Consider the following 19,259-nt stretch of genomic DNA (forward strand, 5'->3'; position numbering starts at 1 on the left):
TAAAGCCTGCACACCAGCGTGGATGCCCGAAAATTTGAAGTCGACAACGCTCTAGTGTTTGAAGTGACGTCGTCCGGTCAACACCATCGGCAGATCATACTGGTCACAGGCGTCTACGACTTCGTTGTCGCGGCGTGAACCGCCGGGTTGGATGATCGCCACGATGCCGGCCTCGGCAGCCGCTTCGATCGAATCGGGGAAGGGGAAGAACGCGTCGGAGGCCAGGATCGCACCCTTGGCACGATCTCCCGCTTTTTCGATCGCGATTTCCACACTATCGACGCGACTCATCTGACCGGCTCCGACACCGACCAAAGACGTGTCGTTGGCCAGGACGATGGCATTGCTTTTGACGTGCCGAACCATTTCCCAGCCGAAGACCAGGTCATCCCAGAGTTCTTCGTCGACCTTGGTTTGCGTGGGCGTTTCCCACTGCACGCGCGGGCTGGTCATGCGGTCGGCGTCTTGCACCAACATCCCGCCGCTGATGAAGCGACGTTGAATCGCCGGTGGCGGATCATCCAGGATGCCGACTTGCATCAGCCGCACGTTCTCGCGCCAACGCGGGCGCGTGGTCAACAGCCCCACCGCACCGGCTTCGAAGTCCGGGGCGACGATGGCTTCGATAAACAATCCCGGTTCACAGAGCAATTCGGCCGTGGCCATGTCGACGGTTTTGTTGAAGCCCAGCACCGAACCGAACGCGCTCAGGGGATCGCCCGCGAGCGCTTTGCGACAGGCATCGACAAGTTTGACGTCGCTGGCGGCGCCGCAAGGGTTGTTGTGCTTGATCACCGAAACGGCCGGGTTGGATAATCCGCGAACGATTTCCAGGGCCGAATCGAGGTCCAGCAGATTGTTGTAGGAGAGTTCTTTGCCGCTGATCTGACGGGCCGAAACCAGATTCGCACTGCGGATGGTCGGGTCACAATACAACGCCGCACGCTGGTGCGGGTTTTCGCCGTAACGCAATTGGCTCTTGCGCCGAAGTGCCAGGTGCATCGACGAGGGGAATTCGCCGGCGATCGAATCGCCACGCATGTAATCCGCAATCGCTCGGTCGTAGGCGGCGGTGTGATCGAATGCATCGGCGGCCAGCTGTTTCCGCAGTTCCAGCGTCGTGCCGCCGGAATCGAGTTGCTCGAGCAACTCGCCATACTGTTCGGGGCTGGTCGCGACTGCGACATCGCGGTGGTTCTTGGCCGCCGCTCGGACCAAACTCGGTCCCCCGATGTCAATTTGCTCGACACACTCTTCAAACGTGGCACCGGGCCGTGAGGCGGTGGCAGCAAAGGGATACAAATTGACGACGACCAAGTCGAACGGCACGATGTCGTGCTCTTCGATCGAATCGATGTGATCCTCCCGATCGCGGATCGCCAAAATGCCGCCAAACACTTTGGGATGCAGCGTCTTGACGCGACCGTCGAGCATTTCGGGGAAACCGGTGTACTCGGCGACGTCCAGAACGTCGATGCCCGATTGTTCCAAGTGACGTCGCGTTCCACCGGTGCTGTAGATCGTCACACCGTCTCGCTGCAATCCGGCCGCTAGATCGGCCAGGCCCAGCTTGTCGCTGACACTGATAAGCGCGTTTCGAACCGGGGTGACGTTTGACACGGGGGGACAGCCTGAGAGAGGAAGGTGCGAGGACGGAGAACGACTTGGTTTTGGATCCGAGGCTCAAAACCGCTGTTGCAAATTAAATTCGCGATCCCTCAAGGTCAACCGGACGCACCGTTGCCACCCTTCGAGCCGGCCGCTGATTGACCTATAACACATCGATCACACCCCGTATTTTCTGATTCACCAAACAAAATCCGAACCCGATCGATGTTAGCTGCCCGAGTGATCCCGTGTCTGGACGTGCATGGCGGACGCGTTGTCAAAGGAACCAATTTCGTCAATTTGCGGGATGCGGGCGATCCGGTCCAGGTGGCCAGCCGTTACGAAGCCGAAGGGGCTGACGAACTGGTCTTTCTGGATATCACTGCCAGCCACGAAGAACGGGACATCATTTTGGATGTCGTGCGGCGGACCGCGGACTGCGTCTTCATGCCGCTGACCGTCGGCGGAGGCGTCCGGTCGATCGAAGACGTCCGCGATCTGCTCAATGCCGGCTGCGACAAGGTGTCCATCAACTCCGCCGCCTGCAAAGACCCGGAGTTCGTCCGCAAGGCCGCAGACCGCTTCGGAAGCCAGTGCATCGTGGTCAACATCGACCCCAAGCGGGTGCTCAAAGACGGCCAAGCGTTCTGGGAAGTCCACATCAATGGTGGGCGAAAACCGACGGGCCTGGAAGCCGTCGCCTGGGCCAAAACCGTCCAAGAACTCGGCGCCGGCGAGATCGTGTTGACCAGCATGGACGCCGACGGAACCTGCGACGGTTACGACTTACCCGTCACCGCCGCAGTCAGCGAGGCGGTGAACATCCCGGTCGTCGCCAGCGGAGGGGCCGGCAACCCGACCCATTTGGCCGAAGCCATCCTGAAGGGCAAAGCCAGCGCGGCGCTGGCGGCAAGCATTTTTCACTTCGGCCAATACACCATCGCCGAAACCAAGCAGGTCATGCGCGACGCCGGCATCCCGGTGCGGCTGTAGCTATCCGACGCGACCACGCCGGGGTCGATGGGAATTCAAGGCGACCTTCCCGGAGGTGGCGCTTTGCTTTCCTCCGGCTACTCGCTGGCATCCCTCCGGGATGCTCGGCTCGCGATTGGGTTCTCCCACTGCATCGGTGATTAAATCAACACCGGCTTGTCCAGCACTCGCCGCACCGGGACGAACTGGCCGGCGTGCATCATCGGGTGCGTCGCAATCAGGACAAACACGCCTCCCACGGTGGGACAAATCTGACGCAGATGCTCGGGGGCATCTTTTGCCAAGTCTTCGTCGGACTGGGCATCCAACGCTTTGAACGCCGCTTCCTGGAGCTGTTGAAAGTACGCCAGATACTCGTCCTTGGTCGCGAAGTCCGACGGATCGTCACTCGTCGTGTTTTCTTTGCCGTGTTTCTCGGCAAAACCTTCGGGCAATTCGATGGCAAACCCCGGCGCGATCGAATTGAGCAACCCGCACTCGGCGCTGATCAAGTGCCCGAGCTGCCAGGCCACGTGGTTGCAGCCTTTGGCCGGCCGGGTCAGAAGCTCTTCATCAGTCAGGTCACTGACGTAGGACGTGGTGATCATTCGGCTGAGTTGGTAGGCGCTGCGAATCGCATCTTTTCCGTGCATGAGAAGCCTTTCGTGGGATCGAGGGATGGAAGTTGTCCGGAGCGATAAGATGCCTTTATAGCGATCCGAGCCGCCGGGGGAACGTCTCAGTTACCGACAAACCGATCGAAAAGAGAGCGGGCGCGTGCCAGATCATCGGTTCCTTGCACGACGACGCGGCCGTCTCGGAACAACGTCAGCTGGGTCGTCTCATCGACCTGCAATCGCGTGAAGAATCGAGTCGATTGGACCGATCCGATCGCTTCCCAACGTCGCGCCATGGCCTGCAAGTCGATCTGCACGTTGTCGCCATGCGGGTTGAGTTGCACCGCGTCCCGCCCACACAGCGCCCCTTCGCTGCTACCCAAGGCGTCGCCGCGGAGGAATTCGAAGTCGCGCCGGACGCAGGCGATGCACTCGGGAGCGATGGCCCGATCGAGTTTGACTTGGCGGACTCGGTTGTTCCACAGGTCGATCGACAACACGTCTTCGGAAACAGCTTGCCGATTGCCCGAAATCCACTTGAGCGTTTCGGCCGCCTGCAAGCTGGCGATCGTATGGGTCGCCGGTCCGATCACGCCGGCGGTATCGCAGGTGTCGACGACACCTGCCGGCGGCAGGTTGGGAACCAGACAGCGAAAACACGGCCGTGCGGCGCCATCGAACAGTCGTACCTGACCGCTCGCGCCGACGCATCCGCCATGCACCCACGCGGTGCCGGTCGAAAGGGCCCAGTCATTCAACAGAAATCGAACGCCAAAATTATCCGTCGCGTCGATCACCAGCTCCGCGCCGGCCAAGACGGCTTCGATGTTGCCGGCGTTGATGTCGGTCACCACCGCGGTGGTCTGCACCTGGTCGTTGATCTGCCGCAGCCTGCGACACGCGGCTTCGGCCTTGCTGACGCCCAGACGGGCATCTTCGCCGTCAAAGAGTGATTGTCGTTGCAGATTCGTCCACTCGACAACATCACGATCAATGATTCGAATCTGGCCCACGCCGGCGCGACACAGCAATTCCGCCGCCACCGTCCCGAGTGCACCGCATCCCAGGATGGCGATCTCGGCTCGTTCGATCCGGTCTTGCCCCTGGACGCCGATCGGGGCGAATTGCCGCTGGCGTGCGTAACGATCTGGCGAAATAGAATTCACAAAGGGTAAGGGTGTCGTGCGGAAAAGGACGAACGTGATGCCAAGCAGAACATGAGGGTTGCCATGGCCAATGTAAACCATCTTGCGGCACGTGCCGAGTTGCTTCGCCAAACGCGTCGCTTTTTCGACGAGCACGGCTTCTTGGAAACGCAACCGCCTTGCCTGTCGCGCGATTGTGTGGTCGATGCCTATTTGGATCCGTTGGCCGTTGAAACGAACACGCTGGGCATTTCGGATCCGCGTCTTCCCGAGCGGTTTTATTTGCAGACCTCTCCCGAGTCAGCGATGAAACGCATGCTGGCCAGCGGAGCACCCTCGATCTACAGCATCGGCCCGGTGTTCCGTGGCGGCGAAACCGGTGAGTTGCACAACATCGAATTCACGATGTTGGAGTGGTACGAAGTCGGCGGTGATTTCGAATCAGCGATGCGACTGACCGGCCAATTCGCTTCCAAGATGCTGGGTGCCGATGGCTATGATTCGATTCGCTACCGCAATGCCTTTCACGAACAACTCGGATTCGATCCGATCGATGTTTCCATCGGTGACCTCGGCGAGCAGGTGGCGAAACTGGACGCATCACTGGCGACAACGATCGCCGAGGATCGCGATCAGATGCTCGATTATCTGTTGTCCGCCCGGATCGCGCCGAAGCTGGGGCAACGGCGTCCCACGCTGTTGACGGATTACCCCCTGTCCCAAGCCGCGTTGGCAAAACCGTCGACGAGCGATCCTCAATGTGCCGCCCGATTCGAACTCTATGTCCGCGGGGTTGAATTGGCCAACGGGTATGACGAACTGCTCGATGCCGATGTGCTGTTGGCAAGGTACGCCGAGAACAACCGCAAGCGGACGACATCGGGACGCAGTCGCCTGGCCGCCGAAACGACCCTGGTCGATGCAATGCGTGCGGGATTCCCCCCATGTAGCGGCGTGGCGTTGGGGGTGGACCGTCTGCTGATGCTGCAGGTCGGTGCCGACCGTCTCGAAGACGTGATGCCGTTTTCGATCTGGAATGCATGACCAGTTTGGGCAATCGCGCCGACCCGTCGAGGGCGGGCCGTACAGACTGCCAAGATCGGTCAAAAAGCACGCAAAAAACTTCGCGAGTTGGAATTGGTGGTTACAATAAAAGTAGCCTCAAAACAAAAGGATCATGCCGATGTCTGACGCGCTCGCGCCGAGTAACCAGCTGGCCGCTGGGAAATCATCTGGAGAAGGCTTAGCCAGCAAACCGGTCGGTCGTTTGACCGTCAATGCGGCTTTTCTGAGAGAGATCAAAGACGACAACCGTCAGTTGAAATCACTCTGGGACCGGCTGATTCCGATGTTCTCGCACCCCGAGACGGCAAAGAATCATTGGCCGGAATTGATCGCCGGACTCGCCGAACTGAGAGACCAATTGGCAATCCACTTTTCTCTCGAAGAGGCGTATGGTTACTTTGATGACGCCGTCGACATCGCGCCACATCTGAGCCTGACCGCCGAAACACTACGGGCCCAACACTCGACATTGTTTTCACAGATCCGTGATCTGGCCGAGCTGGTTTTGGAGCTGAATTGCGAAGCCGGCGAACACATCAACAAGCTGACGCGCCGTTTCAAGGCGTTTAAATCGAGTTTCGAAAGCCACGAAGAATCAGAATTGAAACTGATTCTGGCCAGCTTTGATGATGACCTGGGCGTCGGTGATTGAACCGCCCGCCGGACCGTGATGTTCGCACGTGGCGTAAGCTTCCAGCTTGCGTTTGACGAGTGAAACGAGACGGCAAGCGGTCGGTCGATTTAATCGGGATCTGCTGGGTCAATGGTGAGCCGTTGGCCGTAAGGCCTCGGGCGGGCGCCGAAATGCCAGGCCGCTTACGCGTCGCGGCTCACTGAATCGACAGCCCCCTCGCGCCGTTCCGTTATGATTTTGGCAGCAGGCCCGCGGCCGCTACGCGACGCCGTCGCCGCAAACCCGATTTCGCCCGCCGCGCTTCGCTTCGTACAGTTTCTCGTCGGCCCGGCGGATCAGCTCCAATCCCGTTTCACTGTGCTCTTGATTCAGCACCGCAAAACCGAAACTTGCGGTGATGTTCAGCGGTCCGGAAGCCGTCTGAAACGGTTGCTCGCAGACGGCTTTGCGACACCGCTCGGCGACCTCTAAGGCTTCTTCGGCACCGGTCGCTGAGAGCAACAGACAGAACTCTTCGCCGCCATAACGCGCCAGCAAATCGTCCTCGCGGCAGCCCGTGGAGACACGCCGGCCGAATTCTCGCAGCACCTCGTCGCCGACCAAGTGTCCATAGGTGTCATTGACGCTTTTGAAATGATCGATGTCGATCATCACCACGGTGACCGGCTGACGCTGGCGGACCGCGGCGGCGATCGAACGACCGAGTGTCTCCAGCAGGTAGCGTTTATTCATCGTCCCGGTCAACGCATCGCGTGTCAGCGCCGAATAAACCGTTTCGTGATACTGCGACTCGACGCTTCCGGCAGAAAGGAACTTGAACAGAAAACTGCCGAAACGAATCGTGTCGCCGGAGTTTAATCGGACGCGTGTGACTGGACGACCGCCGATGAACGTTCCATTGGTGCTGCCCAAGTCTTCGAGTTCAAACCCCGCCTCGGTGCGACGAATGATAGCGTGTTGACGCGAAACGCTCGTGTCGCTCAGCATCAAGTCCGAACCGGCTTCGCGGCCGATCAACAATTCATCTTTCTCGATCAGCAACATCCCATCGACAACGTCGGCAGGATAAATTTGCACCAAACAAGATTGATCGTTACGAGACCCCAACGACTGTTCGGGAGAACGCTGCAACGTGGCTTCCGGTTCGCTCTGCAAGGGTTCGCTCTGCAACGGCTCACCACTGCGTGCCCCGGCGACGTCCTTGGAGGAACTGAGCAAGCATTCGGGGTTTGTGTCGCCCTGGAGGGGATCTGGTTTCATCGCAGCGTGCATCATGTCAATTCATCAAGTCGGAAAGGCGCTTTGAAGTGTGTCATTGGGGCCCACAAAGATGGGTCACAATCAAACATCCACCGCACCCGATCTTGCCATGCATGGAAGCTTCGTCCGCGAATCCACGATTTTCAAGATCAGTCATTGCGCTGGTGATGATTGTATCATTCAACCCCGCCACTCTGAACCAAGGGACGCACCGTCGCCAGCAACAACGGATACATGCCGCGCTGTGATCCGGAAAGTGCGTCCAAATCGATCTCTTCCAACAGCGTGAGGATCGTTTCGGGATCGACCGCCTCGGGATCGATCCGGCGTCGATCGACCAACGTAGTGGCCCAGTTGAGTCGGTCGGTGTCCTTCAACAGCTCTTGATCACGCAAGATCTCATAGGCCAGGTTGGCGTGTTGCAAATGTTCCAGCTGTTTCGCGGCAGAGGTACCGTCGCTGCCTTCGCCCGAGGCATCGATCACTTCGGCCATCGCGGTGTGGGTTTGTGCCAGCCGCCTCAAAATGTCCGGGGTCGCCGATTCGCTCAGCAGCTGTTGGTAGGTGGCGATCGATCGGGCAAACAATTGCTTTGCTTGCTGGCGTTGCTGATCGTTGCCATTGACCCACAATCGCCCCAGGTTGTTTTCCGCGGTGGCCAGGTTGACGCGAAAGAACTCGTCGGCGTCGGCCAACATCCAGGTCCGTTCTAAATCCTCGATCGAACTGGCGTAGTCCTCCGCCGCTTCGTCTTTGCGGCCCAAATGGACGGCCACTTCGGCGCGACGCAATTTGGCGTGGGCGAGTGATTGCATCCAATCGGATCGTTCGCCGACGGACTCCAGACGGTGACTGAGATGATCGATCAATCGCGTCCATGCTTGGTACGAGGCGGGGAATTCGCCGCGTCGGCTGAGGCGTTGGGCGTGCTCGGTCGCGATCGTTTCGTATAGTTTCATGTCGCTGGGATCGCCCCGATGATCGGCCAGCCAGCGAGCCCAACGGACGGCGTTCTGATAGCGATCCGCCGAGAACACGCGTCTGGACGCCGGGGATGTCGATGCCTGGGTGCGTTCAATCACCAATTCCAATCGCACCAATGCTGAAATCGCACGGGCGACGAAATTGGAGGGCGCGGCATCGGAAACCGGTGGCGGTTCAAAGGGCAACCAGTGCTGAATCTGCTCGCGGGCTCCGATCGCGTCGGCGAGCGTGGGCGACGTCTCGCTCGCCAACGCCCTGCCGATCGTCGTGTTGATCTTTTCCAGGCAAACAAGTTCATGCAGGGAGGGCGCGTGGCGGAACCAGTTGTCGCCAAGCTCCGAAGCGGTACCCGACCGGTGCAACGAGACCGGGGTGATGGTATCAACGGCGTGCCCCAAGCCTGCGAGAATGGACTCCGCCTTGGCAAAGTGTTCGGACGATTGCTCGGCCTGCCCACGCATCCGATGCAGGTCGCCTAAACGCAAATGGCACTTAACACGTTCCAACCAAACCAGGGTGTTGGTTTTAAAGGCATCGGCGTCGAGTTCATTGCTGAATCGATCGGCGATCGGATCGATCGGCTGTTCGATCAACCGCTGGTATTGTTTCAGGGCTTGTCCGATCAGCTCATTTCTTAGCGGCGTCATCGCCGGATGGAATTGCAAAGAACCGCTTAAGTCGACCAGCCACGTGTCCGCGGTGTCGCGTGCATCGACCAGACGCTCTAGAGACTCGTGATGTGCTTCGCGGGCTTCGATTCTCGCCTGACGCTCTGCCTGATGCGCCGAGCGGATCACCAGCGCGCTGATCACCGAGACGATCATCAACCCCACGATCGCCAAACCGATGGTGGATGCGAGGGCGCGGTGTCGCCCACACCAACGGGAACATCGTTCGATCAGACTTTCGTCGTGGACCGACACGCGCAATCCCGTCATGAAACGTTGCACATCATCGGCCAAGCTTTCGACGTCGCAATAACGTCGCTCCGCGGTGGGATCCATCGCGGTGTGGACGATCTCTTCCAACGGTTTCGGGACACAGGGTTGCATCTCTCGCAGCGGCGTGAATTCACCTTCACGGGCGCGGCGGAGCACCGATCTGACGTCCAGCCCCTTGTGCGGATGAGTGCCCGCGATGATTTCGTAGAGGATCACGCCGAGCGAATAGATGTCGCTGTGGCTGCCCATGGAGGCGAGTTCCCCCCGCGCCTGTTCGGGCGCCATGTAGGTCGGCGTTCCGACCACGCTGCCCTCGGACTCCATCGGCGACGACGAACGATAGCTGCCCGATTGATCATTTTGTTTTGCCGGTCCCCGAACCGTTGTTTCACCGCCGTCGTTATCATCGATGTAGCGTGCCAGCCCCCAATCCACGACGATCGTTTCACCGAAGGCCCCGGCCATGACATTGGTGGGTTTCAGATCGCGATGGATGATGCCGCGTCGATGGGCATACGCCACCGCGTTGCAAACATCGATGAATCGAAGCAACAGCGGAGTGATCGCTTCGATCAATTCGTGCCTGAGCCACTTGCCTTCGCGATGCTCGGCGTGTGCCATACGAATGTGATGACGCAACGTGTCGCCTTCGAGCAGTTTCATCACGTAGTAGGTGTCGCCCGTTTCGTCTGCGACCAACTCGTGAACGGGCACCACGCCTGGATGCTGAAGCCCGCTCGTGATCCGCGCCTCGTGCAGGAACTGTTCTCGTTCGCTCGGCTGGATTTTGCTCGGATTGCTGATGCGTTTGACGGCGACCTCGCGTTGCAGTTGCCGGTCGAGGGCGCGCTGAACCACCCCCCAACCGCCGCGTCCGAGCTCACCGAGTTCGACATAGCGGTCACCATCGCGCCGGCGTTGTTCGTCTTTGCCGGATTCCGCCGTTTCGCGGTGCCGGTTGGAAGCCGAGCCGAGTGTACATTCGGCCTCCGACAGGCCGGCTTCCCGCGGGCGAGGTGCGGCACCAGAGCGTCCGGAACGCGCGTCCGTTGGCCGCTCGGGTTCGGGCGTCGAGCCCGCTCCCCACACGGTCGCCAACGAATCAGCCTCCGCAGCCGCGTTGGCGATTGGCGGATGCCGTGGCCCTTCTGAATCGTCTGGCAAAAAACGGCCGTTGATCGTTTCCATGTTCGCTTTGGCTGTCGATCGATCCGGACGTATCGATCAATCGGTTTGGGAGGGCTTCACGGTTGACTGGGACTGCATCATCGGGATGCTTTACGTAATCGTAGGACGCCCCCAAACGTTTCGACTGGCGTTTCTGGTAATCCCCCATCGCCGATTGATTTGACGAACCCTTTGTAACCCGCAATGCCTGAACCTACCTGTGAAATCCGTGCGGCGCGTCCCAGCGACGTTCCAGAAATTTTTAGGATGCTTCGTGAACTGGCAATCTTTGAAAAGCTGGAGCATCAATTGACCGCCGGTGAAGACGACATGCACGATGCGCTCTTCGTCCGCCGTTGCGCCGAAGCCTTGGTGGCCCAGACGGATCGCCAAGACGACACGGAAAGCCAGCTGGTCGGGTACGCGATTTACTTCCAAAACTTCTCGACCTTTCTCTGCAAACCCGGCATCTATCTGGAAGATATCTACGTCCGTCCCAACTTTCGCCGGATGGGAATCGGAAAGTCGTTGCTGCGAAAGCTGGCCGAAATTGCCATCGAAAGGAATTGCGGGAGGATGGAATGGGCCGTCTTGGATTGGAACCAAAACGCGATCGACGTCTATCAGAGGATCGGCGGAGACGTGCTGCCCGACTGGCGAATCGTCCGCTTGGGAACCGAGACGATCAAGAAACTGGCGGAGTGAGAATCACTTTTGTAGGGCATGCTGTGCATGCCAGGTACGTAGGGCATGCTGTGCATGCCAAGTACGTAGGGCATGCTGTGCATGCCAAGTCCGTAGGGCATGCTGTGCATGCCACCGTCACGCACAGCGTGACCTACTCACTGAGCCACTGGGCGGCTTCGGGGGCGAAGTAGGTGAGGATGCCGTCGGCACCGGCGCGTTTGAATCCCAACAGGCTTTCCAGGGCGACGTCACGGCGGTTGAGCCAGCCGAGTTGTCCGGCCGCCGACAACATCGCGTATTCACCGCTGACTTGATACACGAAGGTCGGTACGCCAAAGGTTTGCTTGACCTTGGTGACGATATCCAAATAAGGCATGCCGGGTTTGACCATCACCGAATCGGCGCCTTCGGCTAAATCCAGCGCCACTTCGTGCAAGGCTTCATCGGCTTGCTCGGGGGACTGTTGATAGGTCTTCTTGCTGGCCCCGCCCAAGTTGCCCTTGGATCCGACGGCTTCACGAAACGGGCCGTAGAACGCGCTGGCGTACTTGGCCGCGTAGGACATGATTTGAACATTGACGTGGCCGGCCGATTCCAGCGCATCGCGGATTGCACCGACGCGGCCATCCATCATGTCGCTGGGGGCGATGATGTCGCATCCGGCATCGGCCTGCACCACCGCCTGCCGGGCCAGAATGCCAACGGTTTCGTCGTTGACGACGTCTCCGTCACGCACGATCCCGTCGTGACCATGGCTGCTGTACGGGTCGAGGGCGACGTCACAAATGATTCCCAGCGTGTCGCCGACGGCCGCTTTGATTTGGCGGACCGTTTGGCAGACCAGGTTATCGGGGTTGGTCGCCTCGGCGGCGTCGGCGGTTTTTAAGTCCGCGGGCGTCGCCGGAAAAACCGCGATCGCCGGGATCCCCAAATCGCGGGCGCGTTTGGCGGCATCCACGATCTTGTCGGTTCCCAATCGCTCGACACCGGGCAGGGACTCAATCGCTTGGGCACCGGTTCCCGGATGGACAAAGATCGGCCAAATCAGGTCGCTCGGGGTGAGCGACGATTCGGCAACCAGACGTCGGGACCATGCGTGACGGCGTTGCCGTCGCGGTCGTGTTCGCGGGAATGGCCCACGTGCAAAATCGTACATCCTGTTTCTATCGTATCCGTCTACAGACCACGTTCTTCGGCGAAGGATTGGATCCGATAGACCCGCTGCTCTTCGGTCGCATCGCGGACTTTCAGCTTTCCATCGCTGTCGACCATCAAGAAGATTCCGGGTTCGACGATGGTTTCGTCATCAACGATTTCCAACGGCGCACCGCCTTCGACATCGATCACGGTCGCGGACGACTTGATGACCTTTGGTTCGCTGGTCTTTTTGACTTCAAGCGTGATCGGATCGACGACTTCGGCCGATTCGACTTCGGTGCTCAACACGGTGCCTTCGGTGGCCTCCATCCGTGCCGGCACGAAAACCCCGAGACGTGGATCGAAACTCGACGCCACGACTTCCGCCTTGGGCGGATCGGATTCGATTTCAATCCTTCGACTGCCTGCGTTCACGACACGCGGCTTGTAGGGTTTCACGCTGCCAAAGGCGACGCGATCGACGGGCGGCAGCGACGTCGGGGCGCTCGGATCGCTCCACTCGCTCCAGCGTTTGTAATTTCGTTTTTGAGTCTGTTCGGCTTCGGCCGACAGCGTCACGTACCGTTTGTAGGCTTCCGGATCCAGGTTGCGACTCTTGGGTTGCAGCTCCGGCGACTTGGGGAAGTTGGGATCGTTGACTGCGAAACGCACCCGATAAACGTACTGGCGATTCATCCGCGGTGCTTTCGGATCCATTCCCACGACTTTGCCGCCGACCTTGTAGGTTTTGCCTTGGATGTAGGCGAAGTCATAGAAACGGAGCAGTTTGTAGTCGACGGGGTTTTCTTCGGCTGGCTTGCCTTCATTGGCCGACCGAGTGCTGCCCATGCCGCCGCCATAGCCCATATCCATGTCATAGCCCTCGTCCATGCCCATATCCATGTCCATCTCCATATCGTAACCCTCGTCCATGCCGCCACCATAGGATCGCGTCTGGCCACCGGCGATATCGATTTCAAACTGTTTCATATCGACGGGTCCGGCGTTTGCTTGTTCTGCCGCGGCTTCTTTTTCCATCTGCTCGGCCAGCAGAACACGTTTGGACTTCAACGGAATCAACGGGTGGTTGGCAAAACTGGCGTAGGGGTCCAGCAATACCGGGGGAATCCACATGGTGACGCCAGGAATTCGGTAATCATCGGGAACCAACTCGGGCGCAAAGCCGGACCAGTAATTGGCGGCATTCCAAATCGTCGTGTCGTTGCTGTCGCGGAGGACCCAGTCCGCATCGGTCAATTGATCGACGGACTTGTTCGTGACATCGGCCCGTTGAACCTGGTAGGCCACGTAACGCGGCAGGTCACGTTTGACCGGGTCGTATTCGGCCGCGTAGGAGAGCGCTTCTTGGTAGGCATCGATCAACTGCTTGTGGGGAATCACCGCCGTCCCGGCGATGAACAGTCCGATGCCGGGGACCGGGGGCTGATCCGCACCAGATGTCAGATGTTTTGTCGACTTGGCCGTCGTGCCGAGGTTCTTGTCGGCGGCGAGTTTTCGGATCGGCCCCGATGCTCCGGTTGCTGACATTTCATCCATGCCCATCATGTCCATGCTCATCATGTCCATGCCCATCATATCCATGCCCATCATGTCCATGTCGCCTTCCTCACCCATCATCATGTCCATGGGGTTCTGACGACGACTCCGTCTGGAGCTGCGTTTGGGTTTCGCTTCCACCACTTCCACTTCGTCGGCGGGTTCCAGATCGGCTAATGCATAGGTGCCGTCTTGGGAACGATAGGCCAGCGACGCGATCACGCCGGTCGTTCGAACCGCTGCCGGTTTGGCAAGCACGGGATCCTTGCGGCGGACCTTTTCTTTGCTCGCCTTGGACAAATCCCACGGATCGGGTTGATAGAGACTGGATTTGATCGGTTGCAGGAACTTCTGTTGCTCCATCGCGATGTCGAATTTCGGCTCGCGGGGATTTTCCTCGTCGTTGACGATCGCATCGGTGTGGTCATCATCGACTTGCCGTTTGACTTCGGTCGCGCTCTGGGCCAAGCGATCCGGATCGTGTTTCTCCGTGATGATCGGCTTGCCAAGTCCGCTGTAGACCAAGAATGCGGACAGCAGCACCACAATCGCAACGATCAGCTTTTCAAAATTGTAGACGGCAAAGTCTTTCAGTTTATCGGCGTCCATGATGTTCCCCTGTCAGCAGGTACTTTGGTTCATCGGGTAATGGTCGAAAATCAGGCCCGCAATCGTTTCACGGGCCGAGAGAGGAGGGGGGTAAGGCTAGGGTGACGCGACGGGGATCGCCATCGCGGTTGGTGGTGTTGCGGCCGGCGGTGTAGTCGCCGGCGGTGTTGCGGCCGGCGGTGTGGTTGCCGGCGGTGTTGCGGCCGGCGGTGTGGTTGCCGGCGGTGTTGCGGCTGGCGATGTTGTCGCCGGCGGTGTGGTCGCTGGCGGTGTGGTCGCCGGCGGTGTTGCGGCCGGCGGTGTCGTCGATGGCGGTGCTGTGGCTGGCGGTGTCGTCGCCGGCGGTTCGGCGGTTGTCGCCGGTTCGGTGCCGGTCGGCCCTGGCAACGCGTCGATCACTTCAGCGGATTCGTCGATCGAGACATCGTCCTTCACCTTTTCGATTCCGAGTGACTCTTCGCTGGGCGGATTGTAGAAATAGATCAGGCCATAGATCTCCACTTCCATGTCCATCGGATATTCCTCGGGGGCTCCGACGGTCGCTCCACCGCCCATGCCTCCCATGCCACCCATGCCCATGCCTCCCATGCCCATGTCGCCCATCATTTCGTCTTCCATGCCCATCATGTCACTGTAGCCTCCGCCTCCGCCTCCGCTGGCGGAGCCTCCCTTGGGTAGGACGCGGACTTGGCGGACATCGACCATCAGCGGTGCGCTCCCGCAGGCGGCCAACAGCCTGGCGACGCTCTGTTGATTCATTTGCAAGTGCAGCATGACGGGAACGCGTTTGGCGACCGCAATCGCGACTTGTCCCGGGTCGTTGCTGCTGAAGGCACTCCGCAGCGATGCGGCGTCGATGGGTTCGTTGGCCGTGTTGACATAGCGGCTGTCGCCGGGGTCGGAGCCTTCGCTCTCGATACCGCCGCTACCGCCAGGTCCCATGCTATCCATGTCATACATATCCATGTCGCCGTAGCCTTCCATGTCATCCATCCCCATCCCGCCAAAGCCGGCGGTGACGCGTGACCCCGGATCGGAGATGCTGCCCTGGTTGAAGGTGACCGACTTTCCGATCGCGAGTTTTTTGATTTCGCGAATTTCGGCTTCGAACGCTTGCTGCGCTCCTCCATTGACGGCGGCGATGATCTGCAGCAACTGTCGCAAGATCCAAAGGTTCTCTTGCGAGTAGTACACATCAAGTTCCGACGGATACTCCTTGACCCCGCGCCAGGGGAACAGATCCTTGAGCACCGTCTCTTGACTGGACGTACTCCAGATCACGACCGGTTCCTCGATGGCTCCGGTGATACTGCGTTTGGCCTGTCGAGACGGTCCCGCCGCCATCATCATCATGTCGTCCATCCCGTAGCTTTCCGCCATTCCGCCGGCGCGTTTGGAAAAATCGGCGGTCCATTTCGCACCGGCGATTTCTGCGTAACTCGGCAGCGTTTCGCCGATGTACTGCTCATAGCGACGGAGCAGGTCGGGGTTGACCTGATCGGGGTCGGACGAAGGCGGGAAGGGTTCGTATTTCTCGAACGGCAGTTTGAGTTTGTTGCGATCGACGATTCCGGTTTCGGGGTCTTTGACGTACTTGAACTCAATCAGAAAGTCATCTTTTAACTTGGTCGGCCACGTCAAAATATCCCGCTGGGCGTCGAACACATTTTGCCAAGCTTGAAGCACTTCCTCTTTGCGGATGTCGATTTTTTCGTTCATCCACTGATGGGACAGATCATTCGGCTGGGTCGGCAGCTCGTTGCGATACTGCGACACTTTCTGAACGTCACCTTCGATCTTGCGGATCTGCGATTCCGTCTTTGTGTTCAGATCACTCGTCGACAGATACCAGACGGTCAAGGCCCCGATCAGGACAATCGAGCTGCCGATCCAGAATCCATGCTTGATAGCGACGGCCAGGTACTCTTTGACTTGGTCCATGATGATTGCGTGGGTTGCGAAAAGTGAAAATAGTGATGGAACGGACGCGTGGTGTGACGCGGGACTAGGGATTGGTGGCGACGGTATCGTCCAGGGTTTCCTCGGCGGGCGGCTCCTCGCCTTGCAACGCCGCCTCTTCCTCGGCTTTCAAACGTTTGGCTTCCATCCGCTGCGAATGGGTCGTGGGGGTCCAGAGGAATTGGAACACAAAGTCCATTCGCCGGGCCTTGAAGAATTCCGGTTCGGCATCGGGATCGATCTTCGTCGTCGCGACCGCCGTGCCGGCAACCGGGGGTTCATAGTCGGGGTTCGGGATCGACGTTTCGATCGCGTCTTCGATGTTCAGCATCAACGGGTAGCTGATGCCGAGTTCGGCGGGAGTGTATTCGATCGGTTCGGCCGAGGGATCGTTCGGATCGGGCAGGCGGATGACGCGATTGGCGACATCGGGCGGCAATCGGCTGGGATCCAGGAACGCCGTCGTAAAGTACTTGCGGGTGTGGTTGTTGCCGTGCAATCCGACGCGATCGGGATTATTGAAGTAGTGATAGCCTTGCAATTCGACGACCCAAAACGGCCCCGTGGGCGGTTCGGGTTCGGTGGCCATGGCGCCAGGCTCCTTGGGAATGTTCATCAGTTTCTCCCAGTCAGCCTTTTCGTCGGTGAATCGCTTCTTTCGCTTTTCGTACCATTCGGAGATGTCGTCGAAGTACTTGGTCTCGAAGGACGTGACCTGGAAATCGATCCGATCTTCGTAAGGCACCTGTTTGGCGGTGGGCATCTGGCCGGGTTCGACGCCTTCGTAGACCCCGCGTGGGATGATCTGATTGACGCCGCGGATCAGTTCCATCCACAAGACACGGTTTTCCGCGTCACCGGTGATCTCTTCGCCGACCGCATTCAGGTAGGTCAGCTTCTTTTCCAGTTCGCTATCGGTACCGCGGTGATCTTGGGCATAGCTCTCCATGCTGGTCACCGCGACATTGGCTTGTTTCCAAAGGTCGTCGTGGCTCTCTTTCCAACTATTCTGGGTGAAGTAGAAATTGGCCGACATGCCGAACATCAGCACCGCCAACCCGGCGACGGTCCAAGGTTTCTTGGCACGAATCATCCGCTGCGTGATGATTTCCTGCGGGACCAGGCTGGCGTGGATTTGCGAGATGCCCAAGCCTTGCAGACACAGACCGTAACAGACCGCAAACGTCGTCGCGTTGTCGCGGAACGTGGGAATCGCCAGCACATCGTCGCCACCCAAGCGATTGAAGCGGTCCAGGGTGTGGACTTCGAAGCCGAGATTCTTGCCCAGGTAGGCAGCCAGACCCGGCATCTTGACCGTGTTCCCGGTGATCAGCAGCTCGGTGATGTCGGCTTTGCGATCGATGCTGCGGAAGAACCCGATCGAACGCTGCACTTCGGTGACCAGATCGTTAAACACCGGTCGCATCGTTTGGAAAATCAGCTTCGGATCAACCGCCTCGCGGGCATTGCGTTTGATGTGTTCGGCCTTGGCGAACGTCATCTTCAAGTCTTTGGTCAACTGGCGGGTGAAGTGGTTCCCGCCGATCGGCATGCTGCGCTGCCAAATTCGGAACCCGTTGGTGACGATCAGGTCCGAGCTGTCGGTCCCGATCGACAGGATCACGCTGGACGATGGCGGTTCGTCCGAGTTGAAGATTTCGCCGTCGAGCCGATCGCCCATGCGGTCATAGGCGACCATGTTGTACAGCGCGATCGGAGCCAATTGGACGACGTCGACTTCCAGGTTGGCGGTATCGAACGGGGCCAACTGGCGATTGGCTTGCTCCCGTTTCATCGCGAACAAACCGACTTCGCTGTCCAGTGCGTAACCGTCTTCGACCATGCTGCCGGGCATCATCTGGTAATCCCAGACCACGTCGGACAGCTCGAACGGGATTTGTTGACGGGCTTCGTAACGGACCAGGTCCGCGATCTTTTTGACTTCGACCGGCGGCGGTTTGAAGAACTTCGACAGACCGCTCTGCCCGGGGACGCTGATGCAGATCTTGTCGGTCATCCCTTCGTTGCGTTCGAGCAGCTGATTGATCGCGTCGGCGATCAATTCTTCGGGAACCGCTTCGGGCTGACTTAAGATCTTGGGGTATTCGATGTAGTCGAACGCGGTGGCGACAACTTCGTCATCGACGAGCGAACAACGCAACGCCTTGAGCGCTGATTGTCCGATTTCGATTCCCCAAACTGAAGAGCTCTTGGCCATGGTTGAACGCTAACGAAAAAGTGATGAGTGAAATCGGCGACTGAGAGTGCATCGGGTGCAGATCACGGGACATCACGCCCCCGACTGGCGGCCCGTCTCGCGCCCCACCGGTCTCGCTGTCCCAGGTGACAACCGCTCGAACCGCTCGCCGACAACCCACTCTGGCGGGCGACCGAGTCGAGCACGGACGTGCGTACGGCACATTGGAATAAACGATGGATGGCGAGAATCCTTGGGCGATCTTTGGCTGAATTGTGACAGATTTTTAGACTCGATTGCGAATCAACGTCGAAAAATGCAATGCATCCCGTTCCGGCAGGGTACTCCGACCCTGCCGACTTCTCCACGCTTGGCCGGGCACGATGTCGAATTTACACCACCGAGTGCGTTCCGAATGTGCTGATTGCCCCAAAATTGCACAATGAAATTTCACGGCAAACCTTTCCAAGCTGCACCTTCGCGCGAGGGGATGGAGGAAGAGAAAAGAGAAAAGAATGATTTCAGGAACCAGAACGAGTGACAGCCTGCTGCGTTCCGGCGAGCGTCCGGAATGCATCGTCGCGGCAAAAAAATCGCTCTGTTGCAGTCGATCGAATCCCGGCCACCGCTACCAGTCTATCCGTCGACCGTATCGGTCGTCAAATTAATTGTCCGCCGGACACGCCGCTTTTGCCCGCTATGGCCCAATACCGCTAAGTT

At 59.0% G+C, this 19,259-nt stretch carries 13 protein-coding genes; 4 read left to right on the top strand and 9 right to left on the bottom strand.

Features of this window, described 5'->3' with window-relative positions:
• Positions 1-51: 51 nt before the first annotated feature.
• On the bottom strand, positions 52-1,620 hold the full coding sequence (purH, locus tag NZK35_RS16565) for a bifunctional phosphoribosylaminoimidazolecarboxamide formyltransferase/IMP cyclohydrolase (RefSeq protein ID WP_259633645.1): 1,569 nt from the start codon (positions 1,618-1,620) through the stop codon (positions 52-54).
• Between the two features lie 213 nt (positions 1,621-1,833).
• On the opposite strand from purH, the gene hisF reads away from it, so the two are divergent.
• Positions 1,834-2,601 (top strand): imidazole glycerol phosphate synthase subunit HisF, encoded by a 768-nt coding sequence (gene hisF, locus NZK35_RS16570; protein ID WP_259633646.1) that lies wholly within the window; start codon positions 1,834-1,836, stop codon positions 2,599-2,601.
• A gap of 140 nt (positions 2,602-2,741) precedes the next feature.
• Here the strand turns inward: hisF and NZK35_RS16575 are convergent, their stop codons facing one another.
• Together NZK35_RS16575 and NZK35_RS16580 are read right to left on the bottom strand one after the other, a co-directional pair.
• Positions 2,742-3,233, bottom strand: coding sequence for a DinB family protein (locus NZK35_RS16575; protein WP_259633647.1), 492 nt, complete (start codon positions 3,231-3,233; stop codon positions 2,742-2,744).
• Between the two features lie 86 nt (positions 3,234-3,319).
• Positions 3,320-4,363 carry a ThiF family adenylyltransferase gene (locus NZK35_RS16580; RefSeq protein ID WP_259633648.1) on the bottom strand — a complete coding sequence of 348 codons (1,044 nt, stop codon included), beginning with the start codon at positions 4,361-4,363 and terminating at the stop codon, positions 3,320-3,322.
• 63 nt (positions 4,364-4,426) lie between these two features.
• Between NZK35_RS16580 and epmA the strand changes: the two genes are divergently transcribed.
• Positions 4,427-5,386, top strand: a complete 960-nt coding sequence (epmA, locus tag NZK35_RS16585; protein WP_259633649.1) for an EF-P lysine aminoacylase EpmA — start codon at positions 4,427-4,429, stop codon at positions 5,384-5,386.
• 139 nt (positions 5,387-5,525) lie between these two features.
• A complete protein-coding gene (locus NZK35_RS16590; RefSeq protein WP_259633650.1) occupies positions 5,526-6,059 on the top strand; it encodes a hemerythrin domain-containing protein in 534 nt (177 codons plus the stop codon).
• 240 nt (positions 6,060-6,299) lie between these two features.
• Here NZK35_RS16590 and NZK35_RS16595 read toward each other — a convergent pair whose 3' ends face one another.
• Together NZK35_RS16595 and NZK35_RS16600 are read right to left on the bottom strand one after the other, a co-directional pair.
• Complete coding sequence (locus NZK35_RS16595; protein ID WP_259633651.1) at positions 6,300-7,301, bottom strand: GGDEF domain-containing protein; 1,002 nt, start codon at positions 7,299-7,301, stop codon at positions 6,300-6,302.
• Between the two features lie 176 nt (positions 7,302-7,477).
• The gene (locus NZK35_RS16600; protein ID WP_259633652.1) at positions 7,478-10,414 is read right to left on the bottom strand and encodes a serine/threonine-protein kinase; all 2,937 of its coding nucleotides are present in this window, start codon (positions 10,412-10,414) and stop codon (positions 7,478-7,480) included.
• A 183-nt stretch (positions 10,415-10,597) separates the two neighbouring features.
• Here NZK35_RS16600 and NZK35_RS16605 point away from each other — a divergent pair, with 183 nt between their 5' ends.
• Positions 10,598-11,098 (top strand): GNAT family N-acetyltransferase, encoded by a 501-nt coding sequence (locus NZK35_RS16605; protein ID WP_259633653.1) that lies wholly within the window; start codon positions 10,598-10,600, stop codon positions 11,096-11,098.
• A gap of 133 nt (positions 11,099-11,231) precedes the next feature.
• On the opposite strand, the gene hemB is transcribed toward NZK35_RS16605, so the two are convergent.
• From hemB to pilM, 4 genes are all read right to left on the bottom strand, one after another.
• On the bottom strand, positions 11,232-12,236 hold the full coding sequence (hemB, locus tag NZK35_RS16610) for a porphobilinogen synthase (protein WP_259633654.1): 1,005 nt from the start codon (positions 12,234-12,236) through the stop codon (positions 11,232-11,234).
• A 20-nt stretch (positions 12,237-12,256) separates the two neighbouring features.
• On the bottom strand, positions 12,257-14,383 hold the full coding sequence (locus tag NZK35_RS16615) for a hypothetical protein (RefSeq protein ID WP_259633657.1): 2,127 nt from the start codon (positions 14,381-14,383) through the stop codon (positions 12,257-12,259).
• 96 nt (positions 14,384-14,479) lie between these two features.
• On the bottom strand, positions 14,480-16,324 hold the full coding sequence (locus tag NZK35_RS16620; RefSeq protein WP_259633655.1) for a hypothetical protein: 1,845 nt from the start codon (positions 16,322-16,324) through the stop codon (positions 14,480-14,482).
• Between the two features lie 64 nt (positions 16,325-16,388).
• Positions 16,389-18,560, bottom strand: a complete 2,172-nt coding sequence (gene pilM / locus NZK35_RS16625) for a type IV pilus assembly protein PilM (protein ID WP_259633656.1) — start codon at positions 18,558-18,560, stop codon at positions 16,389-16,391.
• Positions 18,561-19,259: the final 699 nt, after the last annotated feature.

The sequence above is a fragment of the Stieleria sedimenti genome, from assembly GCF_025060895.1.
Taxonomy (GTDB): Bacteria; Planctomycetota; Planctomycetia; order Pirellulales; family Pirellulaceae; genus Stieleria; species Stieleria sedimenti.

Bases quoted from the DNA above. Each gene is read 5' to 3' on its own strand.
- hisF (WP_259633646.1), top strand. From the start codon at position 1,834: ATGTTAGCTGCCCGAGTGATCCCGTGTCTGGACGTGCATGGCGGACGC.
- NZK35_RS16575 (WP_259633647.1), bottom strand. From the start codon at position 3,233: ATGCACGGAAAAGATGCGATTCGCAGCGCCTACCAACTCAGCCGAATG.
- epmA (WP_259633649.1), top strand. From the start codon at position 4,427: ATGGCCAATGTAAACCATCTTGCGGCACGTGCCGAGTTGCTTCGCCAA.
- NZK35_RS16590 (WP_259633650.1), top strand. From the start codon at position 5,526: ATGTCTGACGCGCTCGCGCCGAGTAACCAGCTGGCCGCTGGGAAATCA.
- NZK35_RS16595 (WP_259633651.1), bottom strand. From the start codon at position 7,301: ATGAAACCAGATCCCCTCCAGGGCGACACAAACCCCGAATGCTTGCTC.
- NZK35_RS16600 (WP_259633652.1), bottom strand. From the start codon at position 10,414: ATGGAAACGATCAACGGCCGTTTTTTGCCAGACGATTCAGAAGGGCCA.
- NZK35_RS16605 (WP_259633653.1), top strand. From the start codon at position 10,598: ATGCCTGAACCTACCTGTGAAATCCGTGCGGCGCGTCCCAGCGACGTT.
- hemB (WP_259633654.1), bottom strand. From the start codon at position 12,236: ATGTACGATTTTGCACGTGGGCCATTCCCGCGAACACGACCGCGACGG.
- NZK35_RS16615 (WP_259633657.1), bottom strand. From the start codon at position 14,383: ATGGACGCCGATAAACTGAAAGACTTTGCCGTCTACAATTTTGAAAAG.
- NZK35_RS16620 (WP_259633655.1), bottom strand. From the start codon at position 16,324: ATGGACCAAGTCAAAGAGTACCTGGCCGTCGCTATCAAGCATGGATTC.
- pilM (WP_259633656.1), bottom strand. From the start codon at position 18,560: ATGGCCAAGAGCTCTTCAGTTTGGGGAATCGAAATCGGACAATCAGCG.